The sequence below is a fragment of the Paenibacillus sp. FSL M7-0896 genome (assembly GCF_037975415.1).
GTDB lineage: Bacteria > Bacillota > Bacilli > Paenibacillales > Paenibacillaceae > Paenibacillus_AQ > Paenibacillus_AQ silagei.
The window spans coordinates 2558627-2579641 of the sequence record NZ_CP150250.1 but is presented as its reverse complement, the minus strand read 5'-3'; the positions used below and the strand labels follow the sequence as shown (position 1 = coordinate 2579641).

General features: G+C 54.9%; 10 protein-coding genes. 3 read left to right on the top strand and 7 right to left on the bottom strand.

Annotated features, from left to right (window positions below):
• Positions 1-182: 182 nt before the first annotated feature.
• From MKY12_RS10670 to MKY12_RS10650, 5 genes are all read right to left on the bottom strand, one after another.
• The gene (locus tag MKY12_RS10670; protein WP_339313734.1) at positions 183-1244 is read right to left on the bottom strand and encodes an ABC transporter substrate-binding protein; all 1062 of its coding nucleotides are present in this window, start codon (positions 1242-1244) and stop codon (positions 183-185) included.
• Positions 1245-1434: 190 nt separating this feature from the next.
• Positions 1435-2403 carry a galactofuranose ABC transporter, permease protein YjfF gene (gene yjfF / locus MKY12_RS10665; protein ID WP_339313733.1) on the bottom strand — a complete coding sequence of 323 codons (969 nt, stop codon included), beginning with the start codon at positions 2401-2403 and terminating at the stop codon, positions 1435-1437.
• Positions 2393-3421 carry an ABC transporter permease gene (locus MKY12_RS10660; protein WP_339313731.1) on the bottom strand — a complete coding sequence of 343 codons (1029 nt, stop codon included), beginning with the start codon at positions 3419-3421 and terminating at the stop codon, positions 2393-2395. The genes yjfF and MKY12_RS10660 overlap by 11 nt, the downstream gene beginning before the upstream one ends.
• Positions 3422-3440: 19 nt before the next feature.
• Positions 3441-4952: a sugar ABC transporter ATP-binding protein gene (locus MKY12_RS10655; RefSeq protein ID WP_339313730.1), complete on the bottom strand. Its 1512-nt coding sequence runs from the start codon at positions 4950-4952 to the stop codon at positions 3441-3443.
• Positions 4953-5257: 305 nt separating this feature from the next.
• The gene (locus MKY12_RS10650; RefSeq protein ID WP_036729933.1) at positions 5258-6298 is read right to left on the bottom strand and encodes an ABC transporter substrate-binding protein; all 1041 of its coding nucleotides are present in this window, start codon (positions 6296-6298) and stop codon (positions 5258-5260) included.
• 269 nt (positions 6299-6567) lie between these two features.
• On the opposite strand from MKY12_RS10650, the gene MKY12_RS10645 reads away from it, so the two are divergent.
• Genes MKY12_RS10645 through MKY12_RS10635 form a run of 3 tightly spaced genes read left to right on the top strand, consistent with a single transcriptional unit; the run spans position 6568 to position 10930 of the window.
• Positions 6568-8370 (top strand): sensor histidine kinase, encoded by a 1803-nt coding sequence (locus MKY12_RS10645; protein ID WP_339313729.1) that lies wholly within the window; start codon positions 6568-6570, stop codon positions 8368-8370.
• 2 nt (positions 8371-8372) lie between these two features.
• Positions 8373-9971 (top strand): response regulator, encoded by a 1599-nt coding sequence (locus MKY12_RS10640; RefSeq protein WP_339313728.1) that lies wholly within the window; start codon positions 8373-8375, stop codon positions 9969-9971.
• Entirely contained in the window at positions 9968-10930 is a 963-nt protein-coding gene (locus MKY12_RS10635) for a substrate-binding domain-containing protein (protein ID WP_339313727.1), read from the top strand. The genes MKY12_RS10640 and MKY12_RS10635 overlap by 4 nt, the downstream gene beginning before the upstream one ends.
• A gap of 3 nt (positions 10931-10933) precedes the next feature.
• On the opposite strand, the gene MKY12_RS10630 is transcribed toward MKY12_RS10635, so the two are convergent.
• Positions 10934-12289, bottom strand: coding sequence for a hypothetical protein (locus MKY12_RS10630; RefSeq protein WP_339313726.1), 1356 nt, complete (start codon positions 12287-12289; stop codon positions 10934-10936).
• Between the two features lie 522 nt (positions 12290-12811).
• Positions 12812-20926 (bottom strand): endo-1,4-beta-xylanase, encoded by an 8115-nt coding sequence (locus MKY12_RS10625; RefSeq protein ID WP_339313725.1) that lies wholly within the window; start codon positions 20924-20926, stop codon positions 12812-12814.
• Positions 20927-21015: the final 89 nt, after the last annotated feature.

Here is a 21015-nt window from a genome sequence, read left to right as displayed (position 1 = left end):
TTTTTGTAAACCCTTTCAATCGGATGCGTTACTTATGCCGGAAGCTCACAATCCTCCCCTCCTATTGAATTACTTGAATGAATCTACTAATATTTGTTATTCGAGATCATCTTAATATACTTCTGCCCAATGAACAATGTAGATTTTTGTTTGAAAAGTTGAAATTTTTTGGTTTTTTTGTCTTAATATTTGCGGTTGTTGATCTCTATTACAGCCAGCTCCTGGGTGTATATATCCTCCGGGGTCACCATCCGCTTCGGCAGGGTCCGTCCGGCCATAATCTCCTTCACGGCCTGCATGAGCAGAGGCCCGAGCAGCGGATTACATTCGACCACCGCGTTGATGCTTCCCGCCACCATCTGCTCGAATGCCCGCCGCGTCCCGTCCACCGACACAATGATTATATCCTCCCCCGGCACAAGCCCGGCCTCCTTAATGGCCTCTACCGCGCCGATCGCCATATCGTCATTGTGGGAATAGAGTACGCGGGGCCACTTCTCCTTCGGCTGCTGCAGGAAGGCCTTCATCACCTCATGACCACCGCTGCGCGTGAAATCCGCCGGGGCGCTCAGGGTAATCCGCAGGTTCGGCTGATCCGCGATCAGCTTGCGGAACCCGCGCCCGCGGTCGATGGACGGCGTTGAGCCTACGGTTCCCTGCAATTCGGCAATGCGGATCTCTTCGCTGTGATGGCGCATCTTGTCCCTCACATACTTGGCCGCCTTCACCCCTTCTTCGTAGAAGTCAGAGCCGATGAACGTGACATAGAGCGAGCTGTCCGGTACATTCACTGAACGGTCCAGGATAATCACCGGAATTCCGGCCTGCTTAATCTCCAGCAGAATTGGCTCCCAGCCGGTCTGCACCACAGGCGCAATGGCGATCACATCGACCCCGCTGCGGATAAAAGAGCGGATGGCCTCGAACTGCTGCTGCTGATCCTGTTCGGCGTTCTTCAGCAGCAGCGTAATCCCCGCCTCCCCCGCGGCTTCGCGGATCGAGGCGGTGTTCGCTTCCCGCCAGGTACTCTCCGACCCGAGCTGGGAGAAGCCCAGCACGATAGGCTTGTTGTCAGCGGCACTCTCCGCTGCGGATGGCAGCAGGCCTGTAAGGGCCGCAGGCGAAGGCTCGGACATGGGAATAGACTCTTGCCCGCTGTTATTCCCGCCACCCGTGCAGCCTCCCAGCAACATCAGTGTTAGGACGAAGAACAGCAGCACCAGGCACTCTTTTACCGTTCGCAAGCAGATCCCCCCTTCCGTATGATAGCGATTACAATTATATAGCAAGTGGAAACGGCTTTGCCATCCTTTTAAAGGACGGTACCGTTTCGGCGAGAAATAGAAGGATAATGTATAGCGTGAAACATATACATTATATTTCAAAAAAATGGAGAGACAAGTATAAATTGTCTCTCCTCTCTATGCGCAGTGCTTATTCTTTTAAAGTCAGCCGCCTGGAGCTTAGCACCCGCTGCAGCAGGATGAAGATGAACAGCAGCAGGCCGATGACGATCTTCGTCCACCAGGAGCTGAGTGTGCCCTCGAAGCTGATAATCGTCTGAATCACGCCTTGAATCAGTACACCGAAGAAGGTACCCAGCACATAGCCTACACCTCCGGTCAGCAGTGTGCCGCCAATGACGACCGCCGCGATAGTATCCAGCTCGAAGCCGACGGCATGCAGCCCATACCCCGACAGCATGTAAAAGGTGAACACCACGCCTGCCAGCGCCGAGCATAGCCCGCTAAGCGTATAGACCAGCACCTTGGTTCTCGCCACAGGCAGCCCCATCAGCAGTGCCGATTGCTCACTGCCCCCAAGGGCATACACATTGCGCCCGAACCGGGTATAGTGGGCCGTGAAGATAGCGGCTGCTACGACAAGTATAGCGATAACCGCGCTGATGGAGAGGAAGCTGCCGCCCGGCAGCGGAATTCGCGTCTGGGCCATGGCGGTGTAGAAGGTGTTATCGATGGTGATGGTATCGATGCTGATGACATAGCATAAGCCCCGGGCCAGGAACATTCCGGCCAGTGTGACGATGAACGGCTGGATGGCGAAATAATGGATAATCGCCCCCATGACCGTGCCGAATACGGCCCCCATCAGGAGTACCAGCGGGATGACCACGGCGGGCGGCCAGCCCTGCTGCTGCACGAGGCTTGCCGAGACCATTGTGGATAACGCAATCACCGAGCCGACCGACAGATCGATGCCGCCGGACAGAATAACGAACGACATGCCCACCGCCGTGATTAGCAGAAAAGCATTGTCCACCAGCAGATTCATCAGCACCTGTAGGGAGAAGAAGCCGGTGTACCGGAAGGAACCGGCGGTGAACATGACGATGAACAGCAGAATGGTGACAACGATCGGAATATACTTGCGGTTAAGAGACATGACGGCTCATCTCCTTCTCAGCGGGGTAATGCCGCGACTTCCAGCGGGCGGCAATCGCGGCGCGGAAGGTATCCGACTGGATCAGGCAGACGGCCAGGACGACACAGGCCTTAACAACCAGCGTAATCTCCGGCGGGACGCCGATCATGTAGATGGTGGTGGTCAGCGTCTGGATGATCAGCGCTCCGATCACGGTGCCGGTAAGATAGAAGCGGCCGCCGTTCAGCGACGTCCCGCCGATGACCACGGCGAGAATAGCGTCCAGCTCATACCAGAGACCGGCATTATTGCCGTCAGCGCTGGAGACATTCGAGCTAAGCAGCAGGCCGGCGATACCGGCGCATAAGCCGCAGAACACATAGACAGACAAGATAACTAAGTGGGCACGGATGCCGGACATCTTACTGGCGGCCGGATTGCAGCCCACCGATTCGATGAACAGGCCGAGGGCCGTCCGCCGGGTAAGCAGCAGAGCGATCACCAGAACCAGAGCTACGACAAAAATAGAGAAAGGCAGCGCCGCCAGTGAACCGGACCCGATGTACGCATACTTGGTGCTGGTTACCGTAATAATCTGTCCGCCGGTAATGAGCTGGGCGATGCCTCTTCCCGCAACCATCAGAATCAGCGTGGCAATAATCGGCTGAATCCCGGCCCCGGAGACCAGCAGTCCGTTCCAGGCCCCCAGCATCAGGGACAAGCCTGCGGCGAGCAGCACCGAGGTCAGGATCAGCCCCAGACTGTTCTGATCCGCTGCTCTGCTGATGCTCAGACAGGCGATGGCGCCTGAGATGGCTACTATGGAACCGACCGACAGGTCGATCCCCTTGGTAGCCACTACCAGCGTCATCCCGATAGCTACCAGAATCAGCGGGGCACCGAAGTTCAGAATATCGATCAAGCTGCCGTATAAATGCCCGTCATGGACGGTGATCGAGAAGAAATCCGGCGAATAACACAGGTTGAACAGCAGCAGTGCAGCCAGAACGCACAGCGGCCAGAATAAATGATGCTTCATTATTGAGCTCATGATCGGTTCAGCCTCCCGCAATCGCCTGCATAATCTGCTGCTGGCTCATGTCCTTCTCTGAAATTTCCTTCACCTTGCGGCGGTCGCGCAGAATGGCGATCCGGTCGCTGACCCGCAGCACCTCCTCCAGCTCCGAGGAGATGAACAGGAACGACATCCCCTGCCGGGAGAGCGTCAGCACCAGCTTCTGAATCTCTGCCTTGGCTCCGATATCGATGCCCCGCGTCGGCTCATCGAGGATGAACAGCTCCGGCTCCGTCAGCAGCCAGCGGGCCAGCAGCACCTTCTGCTGATTGCCGCCGCTGAGGTTCTTGATCAGCTGGTCCGGGCTGGGAGGGTTGATATTCAGCATACGGATGTATTCTCCGGCCAGCTCCTCCTGCCGCTTGCGCGGGATCGTCTTGAACATCCCGTCCTTGGCCTGGAGCGCCAGAATAATGTTCTCTCTTACTGTCAGATCGCCGATGATCCCCTCGGTCTTGCGGTTCTCCGAGCAGAAGGCAATCCGCCGTCCTATGGCTTCCCGGGGGGAGTGCACCCCACCGCCAGTTGACGGCAGGATCACATGCCCGAAGTCCGGCTTGTCGGCACCGAACAACAGCCGGGCCGCCTCCGTCCGCCCGGAACCCAGCAGCCCGGCCAGTCCGACGACCTCTCCCTTACGGATATTCAGGTCGAACGGCTCGATTCCGCCCCGGCGGCCCAGCCCTTCCGCCCTCAGCAGCTCATCGCCCAGGCTGTTCTTGTCCTGTGCCGCAAGCTCAGGCAGCTCATCCAGCAGATGAAGCTCCTTGCCGATCATTTTGAGTACGAGATCCAGGCGGCTTAGCTCGTTCGCCATGTATTCTCCGACCAGCTCACCGCCGCGCAGAATGGTGACCCGGTCGGAGATTTCATACATCTGGTCCAGAAAATGCGTCACAAACAGGATCGACAGCCCCTCCTGCTGAAGCTTCCTCATAATGCGGAACAGCTGATCCACTTCGTTCTGATCCAGGCTTGAGGTCGGCTCATCGAGAATCAGCACCTTCGCCGAGATATTCAGCGCTCTGGCAATGGCAACCAATTGCTGAACTGCTACAGAGTAGCTCTGTAGAGGCAGGGTGACGTCAATGTGCAGATTCATCCGTTCCCGGAGCAGCTCCGCTGCCTGAAGGTTCATCTGCTTCCACTGAATGCAGCCGAACCGCCGCGGCTCCCGGCCGATGAAGATATTCTCAGCCACGGTCAGGTTGGGGCACAGATTCACCTCCTGATACACGGTGCTGATGCCCGCAGCCTGCGATTCCTGCGGGCTGCGCATGGAGATGGCTGTGCCCTCCATCTCCACAAGGCCTTCATCAATTGAATAGACGCCGGTCAACACCTTGATCAAGGTGGATTTACCAGCGCCATTCTCGCCCATCAAGGCATGAACCTCGCCGGGGAACAGGCGCAGACTCACATCTGTCAGAGCTTTCACCCCCGGAAACCGTTTATGGATCCGGGTCATTTGCAGTATGGGCTGCTGTGTGCTCATAGCTATATCCACTCCTTCTTCTCCATAGACAACCGCTCCGGCGGTTCAAGGACCGCCGGAGCAAGTTTTCTACCCGACTTACTGCTATATAAAACACACTTAAGGTTTGAACTCGAAGCTTGGTCGTCACTGCGGTGAACATTTGGACTTCCGGCCGCTGCCCTTCAACAGATTTCCTGATTTAATCCGCTCTTCGCGGTTGAAATCCGTTGACAAAGGCGGACGCTGCCGCTCCTCCAGTTCCAAATTTCCCCTCCGCTTCTTTTTGCTTTTCGTTAATTTCTTTAGTGTGTCTTATATAGTATTTAATACTGGCGGCTAGGCAAAGCTTCCTTGGCCTGCTCGGAAGTGAAGGTTGTCTCCTCGGTCACGATCCGGGCCTCTACCGGCTTGCCGTCGACCACATCTTTAACTACCTGCATCAGCTGAGGTCCAAGCAGCGGGTTGCACTCGACGATGAAGTTGATTTTACCTTCACTGGCCGCCTGCATGCCGTCCTTCACGGCATCGACAGAGATAATCTTGATATCCTGGCCCGGCTTCAGACCTGCTGCTTCAATCGCCTGAATCGCCCCCAGCGCCATATCGTCGTTATGGGCATACAGCACATCGATATCCTTATTGGCCTTCAGAAAGGCCTGCATGACTTCCTTGCCCTTGGCGCGGGTGAAATCGCCGGTCTGTGAAGCAATGACCTTGAGGTGCGGGTTATCCTTAATGGTCTCGGCGAAGCCTGCCATCCGGTCATTAGCCGGAGCTGAGCCTGTAGTTCCCTGCAGCTCTACAATGTTAACGTCCTCGGAAGCGTCCTTATACTGCTCAGTCAGCCACTTCCCTGCCTTGCGGCCTTCTTCCACGAAATCGGAGCCCAGGAAGGTAACATACAGTGAGGTGTCCTTGGAATCTACCGCACGGTCTGTCAGAACAACCGGGATGCCCGCAGCCTTCGCTTCCTTCAGCACCGTATCCCAGCCGGATTCTACTACCGGAGAGAAGGAGATGACATCGACCTTTTGCTGGATAAAAGAACGCAGCGCCTTGATCTGATTCTCCTGCTTCTGCTGGGCATCCGAGAATTTCAGCGTGTAGCCTGCTTCCTTGGCTGAATCCTGAATGGACTTCGTATTCGCGCTGCGCCAGCCGCTCTCCGCCCCAACCTGTGAGAAGCCGAGCGTGATGTCCTTGGCCTCTTTGGTGGCATTTGCCGCCGGCGCCTTCGTTGCTGCACTGTCTGTCTTACCCGCATCCGCCGCCGTGTTCCCGCCGTTATTGCTGCTGCATGCCCCTAACAGGGTCATGGACAGGGTCAGGGCCAGCACAGCCCCCACTTTTCCAAGCTTCTTCATATCTCCTTATTCCTCCCCCTTGACGTTCACCTTGTTCCGGTGTTGTGCCCATTATAGAACGCTTACAGAAGAGCATTATACGGGCAGCCTTTGGCGTTTACTTTCTAATTTTGGGTTTATTCCCTCCGAATAGGTATTTTGGTGTACTTTTTTATTCAAAAGGTGGATATTTTGTTTGCGCTTTCTTTTTTGTTTCGGTATTCCAATATTTGTTATAAAATAGAGTTAGGAACGGCATCTACTCTACTTGTGAAAGGGAATTCCCGATAATGCGGATTACACGCTGGATCTCCTCCAGTCTTAGAGCCAAACTGCTGGCTTTGTTCATAGTGCTGTCCACCATACCGCTGATTGCCGTCGGCCTCATTTCCTACCAGAAATCCTACCAATCCATTTCCAGTCACAGCAAGGCTTCAAGCATGCTTCAGGCCGAAATGCTGGGAACGAATATGGACAACCTGTTCAAGGATACCGAGCGTCTGCTGGAGCTTAGCAATAATCCTCAGGTCATCCACTTTCTGTTCTCACAGTCGGAGACCTATCAGGAGGCCAAGGACATTCTGCAGACCTTCACCCTCTACCGGGACACCTACAAGTATGAGAATGTGCTCAACATCAGCCTGATTAATCTGTACGGCAAAGGCATCAGCGAGCGCCGGGGAATCTTCCAGTCGGCTAGCAACCCGCTGCGCAATCCGCATTTTCAGGCGTTATCCCAGCATCCGGAGCTGATCCTCCGGGTGCCCCCGCCGCTGATAACCGGCTATGACCGGGTGGACGGATTCACCTACGGGGACGAGGGCGTGATCTCGATTATGACGGCGGTCAAGCAGCGGATTACGCATGAGGTCATCGGTTATATCATTGTGGATCTGAGCGATTCCTTCATTAAAGAGTTCTGCGACAAGGTGACGATCGGCACTACCGGATTCTTCTACCTGCTGGACGAGCAGAACAATCCCCTCTATGTTCCTCCTGTGAGGGCGGGAGAACTTGCCGTTATTCAGGACAACCTGATTCCTGCGGGGGAACGGGGCAGAAGCGGCAGCTTCGTGCTTCAGATGGGCGGACCGCCCCGGTTCATCGTCCATACCTCGTCGCTTGCAACAGGCTGGACGATTATCGGCATAGCCCCGCTGCAGGAGATCGTGGCCGAGGCGAACCGGATCAGGCAGCTGATTATTATCAGCGTGGCCTTAAGCATTATTTTTGCGATTACGCTCCATTATCTGTTGACCCGGCGGCTAACCCGGCCCATCCAGCTGCTCCAGCACAAGATGCGCCTGACCGCAAGTGGCTATCTGGAAGCCAAAGTCAAGCCGGACGGTACCGATGAGATCGCCGATCTCGGACAGAGCTTCAACATCATGGTCGAGCAGATCAAAGAGCTGCTGGCCCAGAGCATCCGTAAGCAGCAGCAGCTGCAAAAGGCAGAGCTGCGGACGCTTCAGGCGCAGATTAACCCTCATTTTCTATATAACACGCTGGATTCTATTGTCTGGATGGCGGAAGCGGGGAATCACGATGGCGTGATCCGGCTGGTGAAGGCGTTATCCGCGTTCTTCCGGCTTAGTCTCAACAACGGGCGCGACTGGATACAGATCCGCTCCGAGCTTGCCCATGTGCAGAGCTATCTGATCATCCAGCAGATGCGCTACCACGACATCCTGGAGTTCAAGGTGGAGGTGGCGGAGGAACTGCAGGAGTATCCGATTCTGAATATGACCCTGCAGCCGCTGGTTGAGAATGCCCTGTATCACGGAATTAAGAATAAGCGGGGCATGGGACTCATCCGCATTGGCGGGTACACCGACGGAGGCACCATTATGCTTACGGTCTCGGACAATGGCATCGGCATCCCCGCCGGGCGGCTGGAGGCGCTAAGGGAATCGGTTGAGCATCCCATTCAGTCGGAGGAACCCGAGGACACCGGCCAGGGCGGCTTCGGCCTGCAGAATGTGCATCAGCGGCTGCGGCTGTATTTCGGGCCCGAATATGGTATCCGTCTGGACAGCTCGGAAGGCTATGGCACACAGATTACGGTTCGCATACCCAAGAACAGGGGGGTCTAGTGATGAAGAAGATTATGCTGGTGGATGACGAGATCCTGATCCGCGAGAATATAAGGGAATGTATCGATTGGGAGAAGGAGGGCTTCCTCTATTGCGGTGACGCTCCCGACGGTGAGCTGGCGCTGCCTATTATTGAAGCGCAGCTGCCCGACATTCTGATTACCGATATCAAAATGCCGTTCATGAACGGCCTGGAGCTTACCTCTGTCGTCCGCCAGAAATTCCCGCAGATCAAAATCATCATTCTCAGCGGCCATGATGACTTCCAGTATGCCCAGCAGGCGCTGCGCCTGGGGGTCGAGGATTACTGCCTGAAGCCGTTCAGCGCAGCCGACCTGCTGCAGCTTCTGCACAGCGTCAGCGCCCGGATTGATGAGGAATTACGGATCAGGCACAAATATGCCTACACCCCCGAGAATCTGTTCGCCGATCTGTGCGGAGGCCTGATCAGCACCGCTGCCGCCTATGAAGCGGCGGCCCAGCTTGAGCTGCAGTTAACAGCTCCTTACTACGCCGCCGCTATATTTACTCTGCATCCGCCCAATATGGAGGAGTCCCCGGAGCTTCCCCCTGCTTCACCGGATGCTGAGGCGCTGTTAGCAGGCCTGCTCAAGGAAGCGGCCGACAGCTTCATCTACAAGCGCAGCCGCATGGAGATGGTTCTGATCTACAAAGGCAGTGATCCGCTCCGGATGAACCATACTCTGGATGACCTGTGTGCGGCTGCGAAGAAGCGGCTGAGGGAAGGCTGCGGGCTGGAGCTGTCCGTCAGCCGGGGCAAGGTCTGCGAACGTCTTCAGGGCATTCACCTCTCTTATCTGGAGGCTGAGAATGACCGGATGTTCAAGCAGATGTCCAGAATGCATTCCGCCGCTATGCTTGAGGCGTATTATGACCCTAGCGCCCATGGGGTTCTGCTCGACAGAAGCCGGCTGGTCCAGTTCCTGAAGTCAGGCGACCACAGGCAGATGTCCGGCTTCCTGCTGGAGCTGTCCAAGGAGCTTGAGCAGATGAACTGGAACTCAGGATATGCCTGTTACCTGATGAACGATATCACCCTGGAGCTGGTGCAGACGGCGAAGAACGGGTTCCGCGCAGCCGCAGGCCACGCCGGCATACTCCAGGAATTGCAGACAGAGCTGAAGCAAATCTCCAGTAGTGATGACGGCCTTCAGTATCTCAAGCAGCTGTACGAGCGGCTGTGGGAATGGCGGTCCGAAGGAGCAGACAAGCACCGTGAGCTGATCGACCGGGTGAAGCAGTATATCCGTGAGCAATACGACAAGGAGCAGCTCTCCCTGAATGACATCTCCAAGGTGGTCAGGGTCAGTCCCAGCCATCTGAGCAAGACCTTCAGTCAGGCGACCGGGCAGACCATCACGGAATTCCTGACGGCTACACGTATGGACCGGGCCAAGGAGCTGCTGAAATCCACGGGGCACAAAACCTTTGAAATCGCCTATCTGGTCGGCTACAATGATCAGCATTATTTCTCCAATCTGTTCAAAAAAGTAACGGGGATGACGCCCATGGAATTCCGCAGGCAGGGAAATACCGGGGAGCAGCTGCACACGATCCGCAGAGGGGCGGGACATGCGTGAGCGTAAACAGGCTTAGGGGATGGTCCGTGGTTCTCCTGCTGCTGACGGCAGGCTTCCTGCTTGGCGGCTGTCTTAAGGCAGCCGGAGCAGCGGATATTCCTGAGAAGACAACGGGAGATTCTCCGTTAAGTGCAGGTGAAGAACCTCCGCTGACCTTCGGCATTATCTACCCTATGGTGAATGCCACTTACGAGATGATCACCGGAAAAGCGGAAGCGGTAGCCCGGAAGCATAATGTAGAGCTGCTGGTCCAAGCTCCCGATGAAGCCAATCTGGAGCAGCAGATCCGCATCATGGAGATGATGATTAAGCGGGGGGTAGACGGCATTGCGATTGCTCCGGTGGATTCGCAGGCGCTCACCGCTATGATTAACAAAGCGGCCGCCCAAGGAATTCCTGTGGTCTGCTTCGAATCGGATTCGCCTGCCAGCCGGAGAGCAGCCTATATCGGGGCGGATAACCGGGCAACCGGCGCAGTGATGGGACAGACGGTGGAACGTCTGCTAAGCGGCAAAGGAATGATTCTGGTGGAGTCCGGAATGTCCCGGATGCAGAGCACCCGGGAACGACTGCTGGGACTTGAGACTTACCTGACTCAGCATACGGACATTGATGTACTGGAGATCCGTCACAATGACGGCAGTGAGGAGCGGGCTGCCGGGCAGCTGGAGCAGATGATCTCGGATCATCCCCATTTCAGCGCACTGGTTAATCTGGATTTCGTCTCCAGCACCAGCTCTGTCCTGGTCTGGAAGGCCAAGGGGCTGAAGCGTTATAACCTCGCCCTCGGCCTGACCCCGGCCTTGCAGCAAGCGCTGGATAACGGCCAGATTACCCGCGTAATCTCACAGAACGAGCAGAACTGGGGCGAGGATATTATTAACACACTGCTTCTACAGGCCAAGAGTGTAGACACAGCCAAATGGATCAACACGGATATTGCGATTATTGGGGAGTAGCCATTAATAAGACCCGGCGCTCAGCTTCAGAATCGTGCCGGTGGAAGCCGGAAGGACGTCGGCATAGCTCCCCAGTCCGAAATAGAAATCGCCACCCTGTTCCTCGAAGGAACGGGCGAACGTATCCCGGCTGAAGTGGAAGACCTGGCTCCAGCCTTCCCCGCCGGCTGCGAAGCTGGAGGTGCTTTTGCGGTAGACGTAATTCGTATATTGTCCCGAGGCTTCCTTGACATAACCGAGCACATATACCGTCTCCCCGCGCTCCAGAATATCCATAGGCACTACAGCAGAGTCAGGCAACAGCTCCTTGCGCACATTCTGGAAGTTGGCCGCTGCCGAGTACAGCCCTTGCGGAATCGATTGATGGTCGTTATAGATCACACCCGGAATATAGAGCAGCCGGTCGTTCACCGGGGTCGTACGCAGGAGCTTCAGCCAAGGCTGGCCGCTGACACCGGGAACATTCACTTCACCCGCTTTGATAACGAAGCTGAGACCCGGGAACAACTGGGTACTGGTAAAAGTCAGCTTGGACGTCTGAATTCCCCCGCTTGTGCTCTGCTTGATGGAGGTCATATACCCCTTTTCATTTGGAATCCCCTGGGTCTTCCCTGCCGTGGCTGAGGAAGCGAACAGTGTGTCACCCAGCTCGAACAGATTGTAGGCACGCATAATCCCGTACTGCGAGACGGTACCGAAGCGGGTCCAGGTGCTGCCTCCGTTAGAAGATACGTAAATCAAGGGCCCCTCGTTAGCGCCGAGTGCTGCGTAAAGCTTGCCTTTGTAGTAGGCCATATCGTACACATGGATGCCTCCGGGAATGTTCATGTATTGATCCCAGTGATCCCCGTTCAGGCGATAAAAATTCCCGTAAGCCCACCCTGGTACCCTGGAGTCATGCCCGGGAATATACAGCTCCCCATTCAGCACCTTGAAAGTGTCGATCTGCTCATCCATGACATAGACATTGGTGGTCACCTTGCCTGTCGCCGGGTTCGTATACGTAACATCCTGCACAGAGAATTTATTCTGGGCAAGATCCCAGTAATAGATTGGAACCGGCCCCGCATTGGGCGAAGGCGCATTGTTGCTGCTATTGCCGTGGCCCAGATAGATTTTGCCGCCAAAAAGCTGCATGTCCCAGACATTACGCGCATAAACCGCTTTCTTGAACGGGCTGCCCAGCACTGTAATGGAAGAACTGACGTCCACAGCAGCCAGAGCCGCTGCCCCTGTCCCGATAACCTGTCCACTCTGGACAGGCGAACCCAGTACCTGCTCCCCTCCCGCATATGATACAGCACCCAGCAGCATAAGCCCCGCACACAATCGGCTTATATGTTTTATTACTCCATGCATAGTAAATCCTCCTAATCTTTGGAATGAAGCAATGATAAACTAATTATTTGTAAAAAAGAAGATGCAGAGGAAATATTAGTACTTCCGGTATAACAGCAAGGTAAACGCGTAGCGGCAGGTCTGGGCGGGAAGACCCAGAGTTGCGGGATGCGGGATGCCCGATGCTATGTATTAGAGAGGATGAATAGTTGAGTAATTCAAGCAGTAAACAAATGGAAAAGTGTATCTTAATTCGCCGGTTTCCGTGAAATGTCCGGAAGCAAGTGGATAAACAGCATCTAATTTTTCCAGTTTCGCTACTTTGGATGAAATGGGATAAATTAAGTGTATTTTTTCCAACTGCTATTGTAATAGAGTCTATTGGTTCATCAGCAAGTGTACATTATCCAACTAATTCCGTTCTTGTTAGCCTTCATACTACTCAAAAAACCCTCCGGCCAGCCAACGTCCATCCCATCTTCCGATGTCTGTAGACGTTGACTGCCATAAGGGTTGTGCTTCTACGGATCTAACTATGGATTGTTACTTCTGCAATATGCGGAAGATCATGACGGCGGCTTCCGCCCGCGTGGCTGTTCCAGTGGGATGAAGGGATTTCCCGTCTCCCCGGACAATTCCCTCTTGGACCAGTGCTGCTACACTATCAATGGCATACTTCGCCACCTTCATTCTATCTGTGTAGCCGACCAGGTCTCCGGCACTGCCGCCGGCAGATAATTTGTTCACCACCTTCAAGGCTCTGGCTGCAATCACCATCATATCCTGCCGCGAGATTTCGCCCTTCGGATTGAAGTTGCTGCCGTCTGTTCCATTGATAATCCCCAGCTGCTTCGCAATACTGAGCGCTTCATAATAGTAGGCTCCCTGGCTTACGTCTGCAAAACCGGAAATGGATTCCGCTTCGAGACCCAATGCTCTCACTACCAGCAGCACAAAGTCCGCTCTCGTAATATTCTTCTCCGGGCTGAAGGTGGCCGCGGAGGTTCCTTGGATGATGCCCAGACTGTACAGTGTGTCTATCGCCTCCGAAGCCCAGCTGTATTTGGCACCTACATCTTTGAACGGGCTGCTTGGCACTGGTGTCTGCGTAGGTGCTGGTGTCTGTGACGCAGCCGGTGTACCTGTTGCTCCCGGCGTCGATGTTGGTGTCGGTGTTGGCGTAGCTGTTGATGTTGGTACTGACGTCGGTACTGGCGTCGGCGTAGGTGTTGGTCTTGTTGTTGGTGTTGGCGTCGGCTCAGACGGACCGCCACTGTCTTTCAGCGTAGTTACAGAGAGGGCAGGACCATTATTGCTCCAGTTCCCGGCTTCATCCCCGGCCTGCACCGAGAAATGATACTCTGTTCCCGCAGCAAGCCCGGTTACCTCGTACCGCAGCTCTGTTCCAGACAACGCAGCGATTTCCTCTGCCCCCCTATAGACTTTGTAGCCGTTCACTCCCGTATCGTCAGCAGCCCGCGTCCAGGTTAGTGTCAGACCGGATGCTGTGATCCGTGAGGCTTCAAGCTTGCTTCCCTCCATCCAGACCGGAGGTGTGGTGTCGGTAGCAGACAGTGTCATCGCTGACACAGAAGGCCCACCCTCGCTCCAATTGCCGCCCGTGTCTCCCGCTTCTACTTTGAACGTATACTGCATACCCGGCTGTAATCCCGTTACTTGATGACTGTATACAGCGCCGGTTACGGTCTCCGTATACACAGCATCTGTAACCGTAATCGGCTTATCTCCGGTTCCATTCGTAATCCGGTACCCGTAGATGCCGCTGTCATCTGTGGCCGTAGCCGACCAGGTCAGCGTCAGTCCGCTACTCGTGATACCGGAAGCGGCAAGCGTGCTTCCTTCCGCCCAGACCGGCGGCGTGATGTCTTCACCCGGAAGGGTGTTCACCCTAAAGGACGGTCCGTCCATACTCCAGTTCCCCGCAGCATCGCCTGCCTCTACCTTGAAGGTATATGACGTGTTCGGCAGCAGTCCAGCTACCTCATAACGATATACGGCTCCGGTTGCGGTCTCCACCGGCTCAATGCCGGTTACAAGCACCGGCTCGGAATCGATCCCGTTGTAGATACGATAGCCGGTAACACCAAGATTATCCATTGCAGCCGGCCACGATAAGGTAACCCCTGTACGCGTAATATCGGCAGCTTCAAGCTTGCTTCCCTCAGCCCACACGGGCGGAGCTGTGTCTCCCTTGCCGCTGAGGGTAAGGTTGCCGAACACCTCTGTTGATTTTGCAGCCCGGCCCAGCAGATCATTCCAGGTGGCTACACCGATCAGATTGGACCCGGTTGCATTGTTCACCTGCGCATCGAACCGGATCTGTGTCCCGTTCTCCGGCCTCAGTGTGCGGAATGGAATCTTCATCTCCACCGTATAAGCCGTTCCTTCGGTTACCGCCGCCGATTCAAATCCCGGTGAGACCGCCGGTGTCGAATTACTGAGGAACTTGAAGGACTGCTCCCCGGCATAGTTGACCCGGTATTGCCCGTCATCCTCGCGGTATGGCCAGGCGTTGATACGGTCTTCGTCCACATAAGCTTCCACGGAGTCCTGCTTCGTCTTATCCGTGCTGGCTTTGCTTAACTGCGTATCTTTGACCTGGAACAGCACATAGAGATTCTCTTCATCCCACAGCGTCCGGGCGGTTCCTGTGGTCTCCGCTGTCGCCATCAGATGATTGTCAATCCGGATCTCCGGCGCATTCGCCCAGAGGTCGTCTATGCTTCCATCAATGTCAGGGGTACCATACAGCGCCGTAGAGCTCTTAGTCTCTGGAGTCACATAGAGCGGATGCCCGGCCAGATACTTCTCAGGATCAAGGATGGCATAATACGCCGGCTTCGGTGCCAGCGAGCTGATGAACGGCAACGGATTCTGACCTGCTCTCCAGCTCGCGCTGTCTGCATATCCCCAAAGGGTGACACGCGCGATTACATCCGCATGCTTCTTGTAGATCTGGAACAATTGGGCATACAGGTTCGCCTGCTTCTCTGCCCACTCTGCTGAGAGGGAATAATTCATGCCTGCCAGCACATCCAGCTCGCTGATGGAGAGCTCCACGCCCAGGGAAGCATATTTCTCAATCGCCGCTTCCACATTGGCAGGCTTGGTTCTCATGTCGTAGTGGGATTGCATCCCGATGCCGTCAACCAGCAGCTTGCCGGGATGGGCCAGCGCATAACGGTCATTGATCTCTTTGACCATGTCATAGATGGCATCCCGCTTCTCCGGGAAATCATCGTTGAAATCATTGTAATACAGCTTGATATTCCACGACGGATGCTCATCCAGCACTTCCCTGGCGGCAAGGAATGCCTGCTCTACAAAGTCAGGGCCGACAGAATAGTACCAAGGTGACTTACGCAGCGCATCCTTCCAGTCCGTTACGGCCGGAGGACCATCCTGCATCGCCTCATTGACCACATCCCAGGAGATCACCGAATCCTTGTAATGCTCCATGACCGTACGGATATGGGTTTTCATATTTGCCAGAGCCTCACTGCGGCTGAGATAGACCGGATTCCCCGTCCCATCCTTCACGGCATTGCCTGAGGCATCCACCTGCTGCGTGAACCACGCCGGAGTCTGGCTATGCCATACCAGCACATGCCCATGGACCTCCGCCCCCATCGCCCGGGATTTGGCAACCATATCGTCTGATTTGTTGAAGGTAAAATTACCTTTGGTCTTCTGCAGCGCGTCCGGCTTCATCTCGTTCTCGAAGGTCACGGCATTGAAGTGATAATTGAAGAACGCATTCTGCCCGTTGCCCGGATTAAGATCATTAGTGCCGGGTATATTGCCTAGCAGGAAGTCGTTCTTATACACTTCTTGGAGCGGAAGAATGCTCTCCAGACCAGTGTCTGTGAAGCTGAAATCATCGATATAGTAAGATGCAGTAGTGCTATTAGGGCTCTCTACATATAAAGTGACATCATCATGCAGATATCGGTAGGTTCCCTCCAGCTTCACCCAGTCTCCGCTTGCACTGACCGTCTGTGTAGCCAGACTGACATAGTACGGCGTAGGTGCATTGACCTGTGCCGTCAGCTTGAGCTGTGCGCTTGCAGGGCTGATCAGCTTCACCCATACCGCCGCTTTGTACTCGTTGCCGATGGTGACGGTATCCTTGACCTGGACCGCAGGTCCGTCCGGGTTAGCCGCTCTGCCTGTGACCTTCAGGGCATAAGCGCCGCCCGTGGTATGGTTAGCTTCCTTGGTGACCTCCAGCTTCACGCCAGCACTTCCCTTCGGCTGGAAGCCTTGCACGGTCCCATCTTCGAAATCTCTTACCGCCTTCATCCCCGCTGCAACAGTGAACGGGCTGACCTTTATACTGACACTTCCCTTAGTTACAGTCAGCGTGAATCCGCCTCCCTGGAGAGTAATAGCGGTCTTAACTCCCAGTTGCTTCAGCGCTTCATTGCCATCCAGAATCGCCTGTGCTTTGGCCATCAGCTTAGTGTTATCTTCACCCTCCACTGCATTAGGAACGGTAATCCGGTTGCCAATCAAGGCCGCCGCTTCCTCTACAGCCTGTTGATCTGCAGTAATTTCCCCCGTCTCTCCCAGGGTCTTCACAAGGGTAACCCCCGAGAAGGTGACTTTGAAGTCCGTTACAGCGCTCGTATTGGTTCCATACAATTGCACCTTGGCAGCCTTGAAGAATTCCGGAGTATAGGTGGACGGATTGCCCATCGCGGTCCAGGAAGAACCGCTGTTGGTCGAGAAATAGCCTTGCACCACATTGCCTTCTTTTACAATCCGCAAGAAATAATTAGTACCGCTCAGGTTAGTCTGGTTCGTATTGTTGGTGAAGGATTGGGTGCCAATTTTGCCTGAATTATTGACTTTGATATTGCTGCTGACCTTCCTTGCATTGATTCTGTAAAATTCTCCGCTTGCAGTAGCGCTGATGCCAAGTCCAACCTGGGCATTCTCACCCATGGACGGATCATTCAGCGGTTTGTCAACGGTGAGCTTCGCTGTCAGCGTCCAGTTGCCTTCAGCAGAGCCCGGAAGCTGCAGCATATTATGGCTGCCCGGATAGTCCGTATCGCTCTTCAAGGTCTGAATGGCCGCACCCTCCGCGCTATAGCCAAGGGCAGTCTGCGGATCAGCCGGATTGATGACTTCCCAGCCCGCCGGAAGGCCAGCCGCGAAATCAATGACTTCGTTCGTACTGAAGAAGATTTTATAAGTCTTGATCTGTTCTCCTTTGACGAACCGGACCACTGCCGTGCCCTGCGCACTGTCCGCCTGCGAGATACTCACAAGCTCAGCCGGATCGCTGGTTACCGCTGTAACCTTCGGAATGGCGTTCCCGGTGACTGTATATTTATATTCATGCTTCGCTTCGTCAAAATCAGACGGCTGAACGCCATCAATAAAGAGGTTGTGCGACACGACCGCCTCAGGAGTAAGCGACATTTGATCAGCATACAGGATGTTCGCATCCTTCGCATACACCGCCAGGACCACCTTCGCTGTGCCTGCGGGTTCCTCATACGTGAATGGCTGATTAGGCGTCTCATGCCAGTCCGCCACCTTCACATCCACGGGCTGGAAGGAGCTTAAGCTAAGCGGCCCGCCCTCAAGAATGCGTCCGATGAATTTGCCGCCCGCCCAGTATGCAGGATCACCGGCTTCACGGGCTGCGTACGGTTCAGGCATATCGCGGCCATTGATCGGAGTCATTCCGAGCTGATTCCCGTTCCCGTCGTAATACACCAGAGCCGCTTCAACATCACCCGGATGCTCCGCAGCAACATCATAGCTATCCGGGCGGCTCATCATCGAGAGGAAGTATCCCTTGAAGTTATAGCTCTCCCCCTTGTTCAGCTTACCGGTAACATCCTGCCACATTCCATCATACTGCTCCGCAGCGTCGATGCGGCCACCAAGCTTGCCGGAACCGGCAACCTTCGAGGTCGAGCTGTTCTTCAGGTAACGTGACAGACCCGAATAGCTTTGTATGGTATCCGCCGTTAACACAGGTCCTGCGGCAGCAGGCTCAAAGGTTCCCTTGTTGTAACGTCCGGCAGACCAGTTGTCTGTATTGGAAGCGGTTGCCGTATCAAAATCCCCGTTGAGCAGCAGATTGCCCGGAATGGATACTGTAGAATTGTTAGCGGCAGTACTCCAGTCGGAATCGCCTGCTCCGAACAGGAAGCGGTCAACGGTAATGGTACCTTCAATTCCATTGGGCTCAGCCACAATATAGAGATCCTTATGGCCGTAAGCACTAAGATCGCCTGTATCGACCATGTCCTGGAATTTGCCGTAGCTGTCATTGGCCGGTACCGGAATCTCTGCGACCCGCGTACCTTGGGACAGGATATCGGCGCTGCTGCCGGCAGGGGTTCCCACCGGAAGCACATAAGCAGCAAGCTTGCCTCCCTGCGCCGACTTCGTCTGGGCGGTAAGATACAGCAAGTGTCTGCGGACCACACCGCCGTTCGCCGAGCCGTCTGCAAAATTCACATTGTTGTAAGCGAGGTAGCCGCCTGCCCCCAGCGTCACTGCCTCATTGGCACGGCCCGCATTACCTGCACTATCGCCGGGCACGCTGTTGTCATTCCCCTCTGCTTCCAGCGTGGAGAAGATATCGCGTTCCCCGTCCAGCCCCTGATAGGTGGCAAAGGTTCCCTTGGACGGAACAACCGTCACAACGCTTGCGGGCGGAATATCAATGACGAACTTGCCGCCCGATACAGGAATCGTACCCAGCTTCTTCTGGTTCTCGCTTCCCGAGGTGCGGAACACCGTTACACTATCTGTTCCTGCCGGGAAGTCCTTCAAATTGAATTCCAGCGGCTGAACGCTGTCATCGTTGTTGGCATTGGATACCGTCATCGAGAAATCACCCGTAGCCGGATTCTTGAAGCCGACCACATTCAGATCAGGCGCCGGTACGCGTGTAACCTCAAAGCGCACATCGCCGGGATTCATGAACCGGGAGAAATGCCCGTAGCTGTAAAAGCGCTTGAACAACCGGTATTCACCGGTCAGTGTGCTGATCCGTCCAGGCTCCTGCTGGGAATTGGTCGTCACGAAGCGGATGAGGTCAGAGCCGTCTGCTCCGTTGCTGTCCCACATGCTCCACCAGACAAAGCCGGTGAAGCCCGGGTTGCTGGTGAACATATTGGTCATCAGATTAGACCAGCGCACGGCATCATTAATATTCTGATTACCGTAGCGCTGCGTATACGCTCCAGCCGAACCGTCACCGGTGTCCTGGTTCATGAATTCTGCCTGCCAGAGCTTATACTTAGTAAGATATTCGGGATACTTGCTTCCATCCTTGGTATAATCCAGAGGATTCTTGGAGAAATCCCCGGTGTGGTACAGCTTGGTCTCATCCGTACCGATGCCAACTGTACCGTAGAGATGGGTAGTGAATACATCGAGATAGGGATTCTTGTCGAGCGCATTATCCGGGTCCGTCTGCGAGAACACCTCGCCGCCTCTGCTTAAGGAAGCGCCCAGATTGGTGCCGTCCACTGCGGCAAGCTGGGGAATGAAGTCAATGAGCTTGCCTTCCGGGTTCTTAATATCATAGAGGTCGCCGCCAGGCTGCATCGATTTTTTCAAAGCAGGTCCGATGTAACCGTTAATCAGTTCCGTAACGTAAGCAGCTGAGCCGCCCGCCAGATCGACTTCGTTGAAGGGATTGATGTGGGTAACCGGAATCCCATACTGCTCCCACATGCCGCGGATATAATTGACAAGATAATCTGCATAGGCCTGATAGTATATTTTTACCGGTTTTCCGCCAATGGTGGCGATGTCGCCACGGACAATTTTGCTGGGAGAATTGGTGTTGGACTGGCTCATCCAGTAGGGTACGGTCCAGGTGCAGGCGTAGAATTGCTTGACGCCATACTGCTGTGCCTGGCGCATGGTCCAGACCTGATCGATATCGAACAGCTCTTTGCGGGTACGCGGGGAATTCTTGATGACTACAGGCTGTTCACCGGGCTTACTGAGGAGATTGGTCGGGCCGCCGTCGTCATTGCCGATCGGCTGATTCCAGGAGGGATAATCCCATACAAAGTCTTGCACAGGTACAAGCGTTCCAGGAGCATGCTCCGGTTCAACCGGCCAGATGCTGTCGGTATTGCCGTCATAATAGCGGTTCTCCGCTTCGATCTTGTAGCCGTATTGTCCTGCTGTTCCACGCATGGGAATGGCATTCCCCTCAATGTCGAAGCCGGGATTATTCACATCGGCCAGGAGACTGGTGAGCGGGTTGAACCCCGGGCTTGCCGCAGTAGCCCCGGAAGTCGTCAGGCCGCCGTTGTCACCGATGATCACCCGGACAATGTCGTGACCTGTACCCTTCTGTTCACTGAAGGTCAGATCCAGCAGATGCCGGACCGTATCCTGATGGCCGGCCGAAGCGAGCTGCAGCATATGGACGGAATCCGTATACGCATAGGCGGCTCCTACACCATCCATCGTCTGATAGCTCTTGTACCAATCGGCGGTTACCTGTGCCGGAGCAATAGCAGCCTGCATGGCAGCAGCCGGAGCAGCTTGAAGCGGGTTAGAGAATGGCATAGGGGTAATAACGGATAGCAGCAGCACACCAGCCATTGAAACTGAGAGTGCCTTTCTCCTGATCTTTTTACTCATCCTAGAGATTCCTCCTCTTGTATGCGCTTACATTGTTTTGCCTGGTAATATCCTAACAAATCAGATTGTACATTTATAGAAGAAGGATG

Excerpts from the sequence above, each read along its gene's own strand:
- MKY12_RS10630 (WP_339313726.1), bottom strand. The coding sequence starts at position 12,289 with ATGCATGGAGTAATAAAACATATAAGCCGATTGTGTGCGGGGCTTATG.
- MKY12_RS10640 (WP_339313728.1), top strand. The coding sequence starts at position 8,373 with ATGAAGAAGATTATGCTGGTGGATGACGAGATCCTGATCCGCGAGAAT.
- MKY12_RS10655 (WP_339313730.1), bottom strand. The coding sequence starts at position 4,952 with ATGAGCACACAGCAGCCCATACTGCAAATGACCCGGATCCATAAACGG.
- MKY12_RS10645 (WP_339313729.1), top strand. The coding sequence starts at position 6,568 with ATGCGGATTACACGCTGGATCTCCTCCAGTCTTAGAGCCAAACTGCTG.
- yjfF (WP_339313733.1), bottom strand. The coding sequence starts at position 2,403 with ATGTCTCTTAACCGCAAGTATATTCCGATCGTTGTCACCATTCTGCTG.
- MKY12_RS10660 (WP_339313731.1), bottom strand. The coding sequence starts at position 3,421 with ATGAAGCATCATTTATTCTGGCCGCTGTGCGTTCTGGCTGCACTGCTG.
- MKY12_RS10625 (WP_339313725.1), bottom strand. The coding sequence starts at position 20,926 with ATGAGTAAAAAGATCAGGAGAAAGGCACTCTCAGTTTCAATGGCTGGT.
- MKY12_RS10650 (WP_036729933.1), bottom strand. The coding sequence starts at position 6,298 with ATGAAGAAGCTTGGAAAAGTGGGGGCTGTGCTGGCCCTGACCCTGTCC.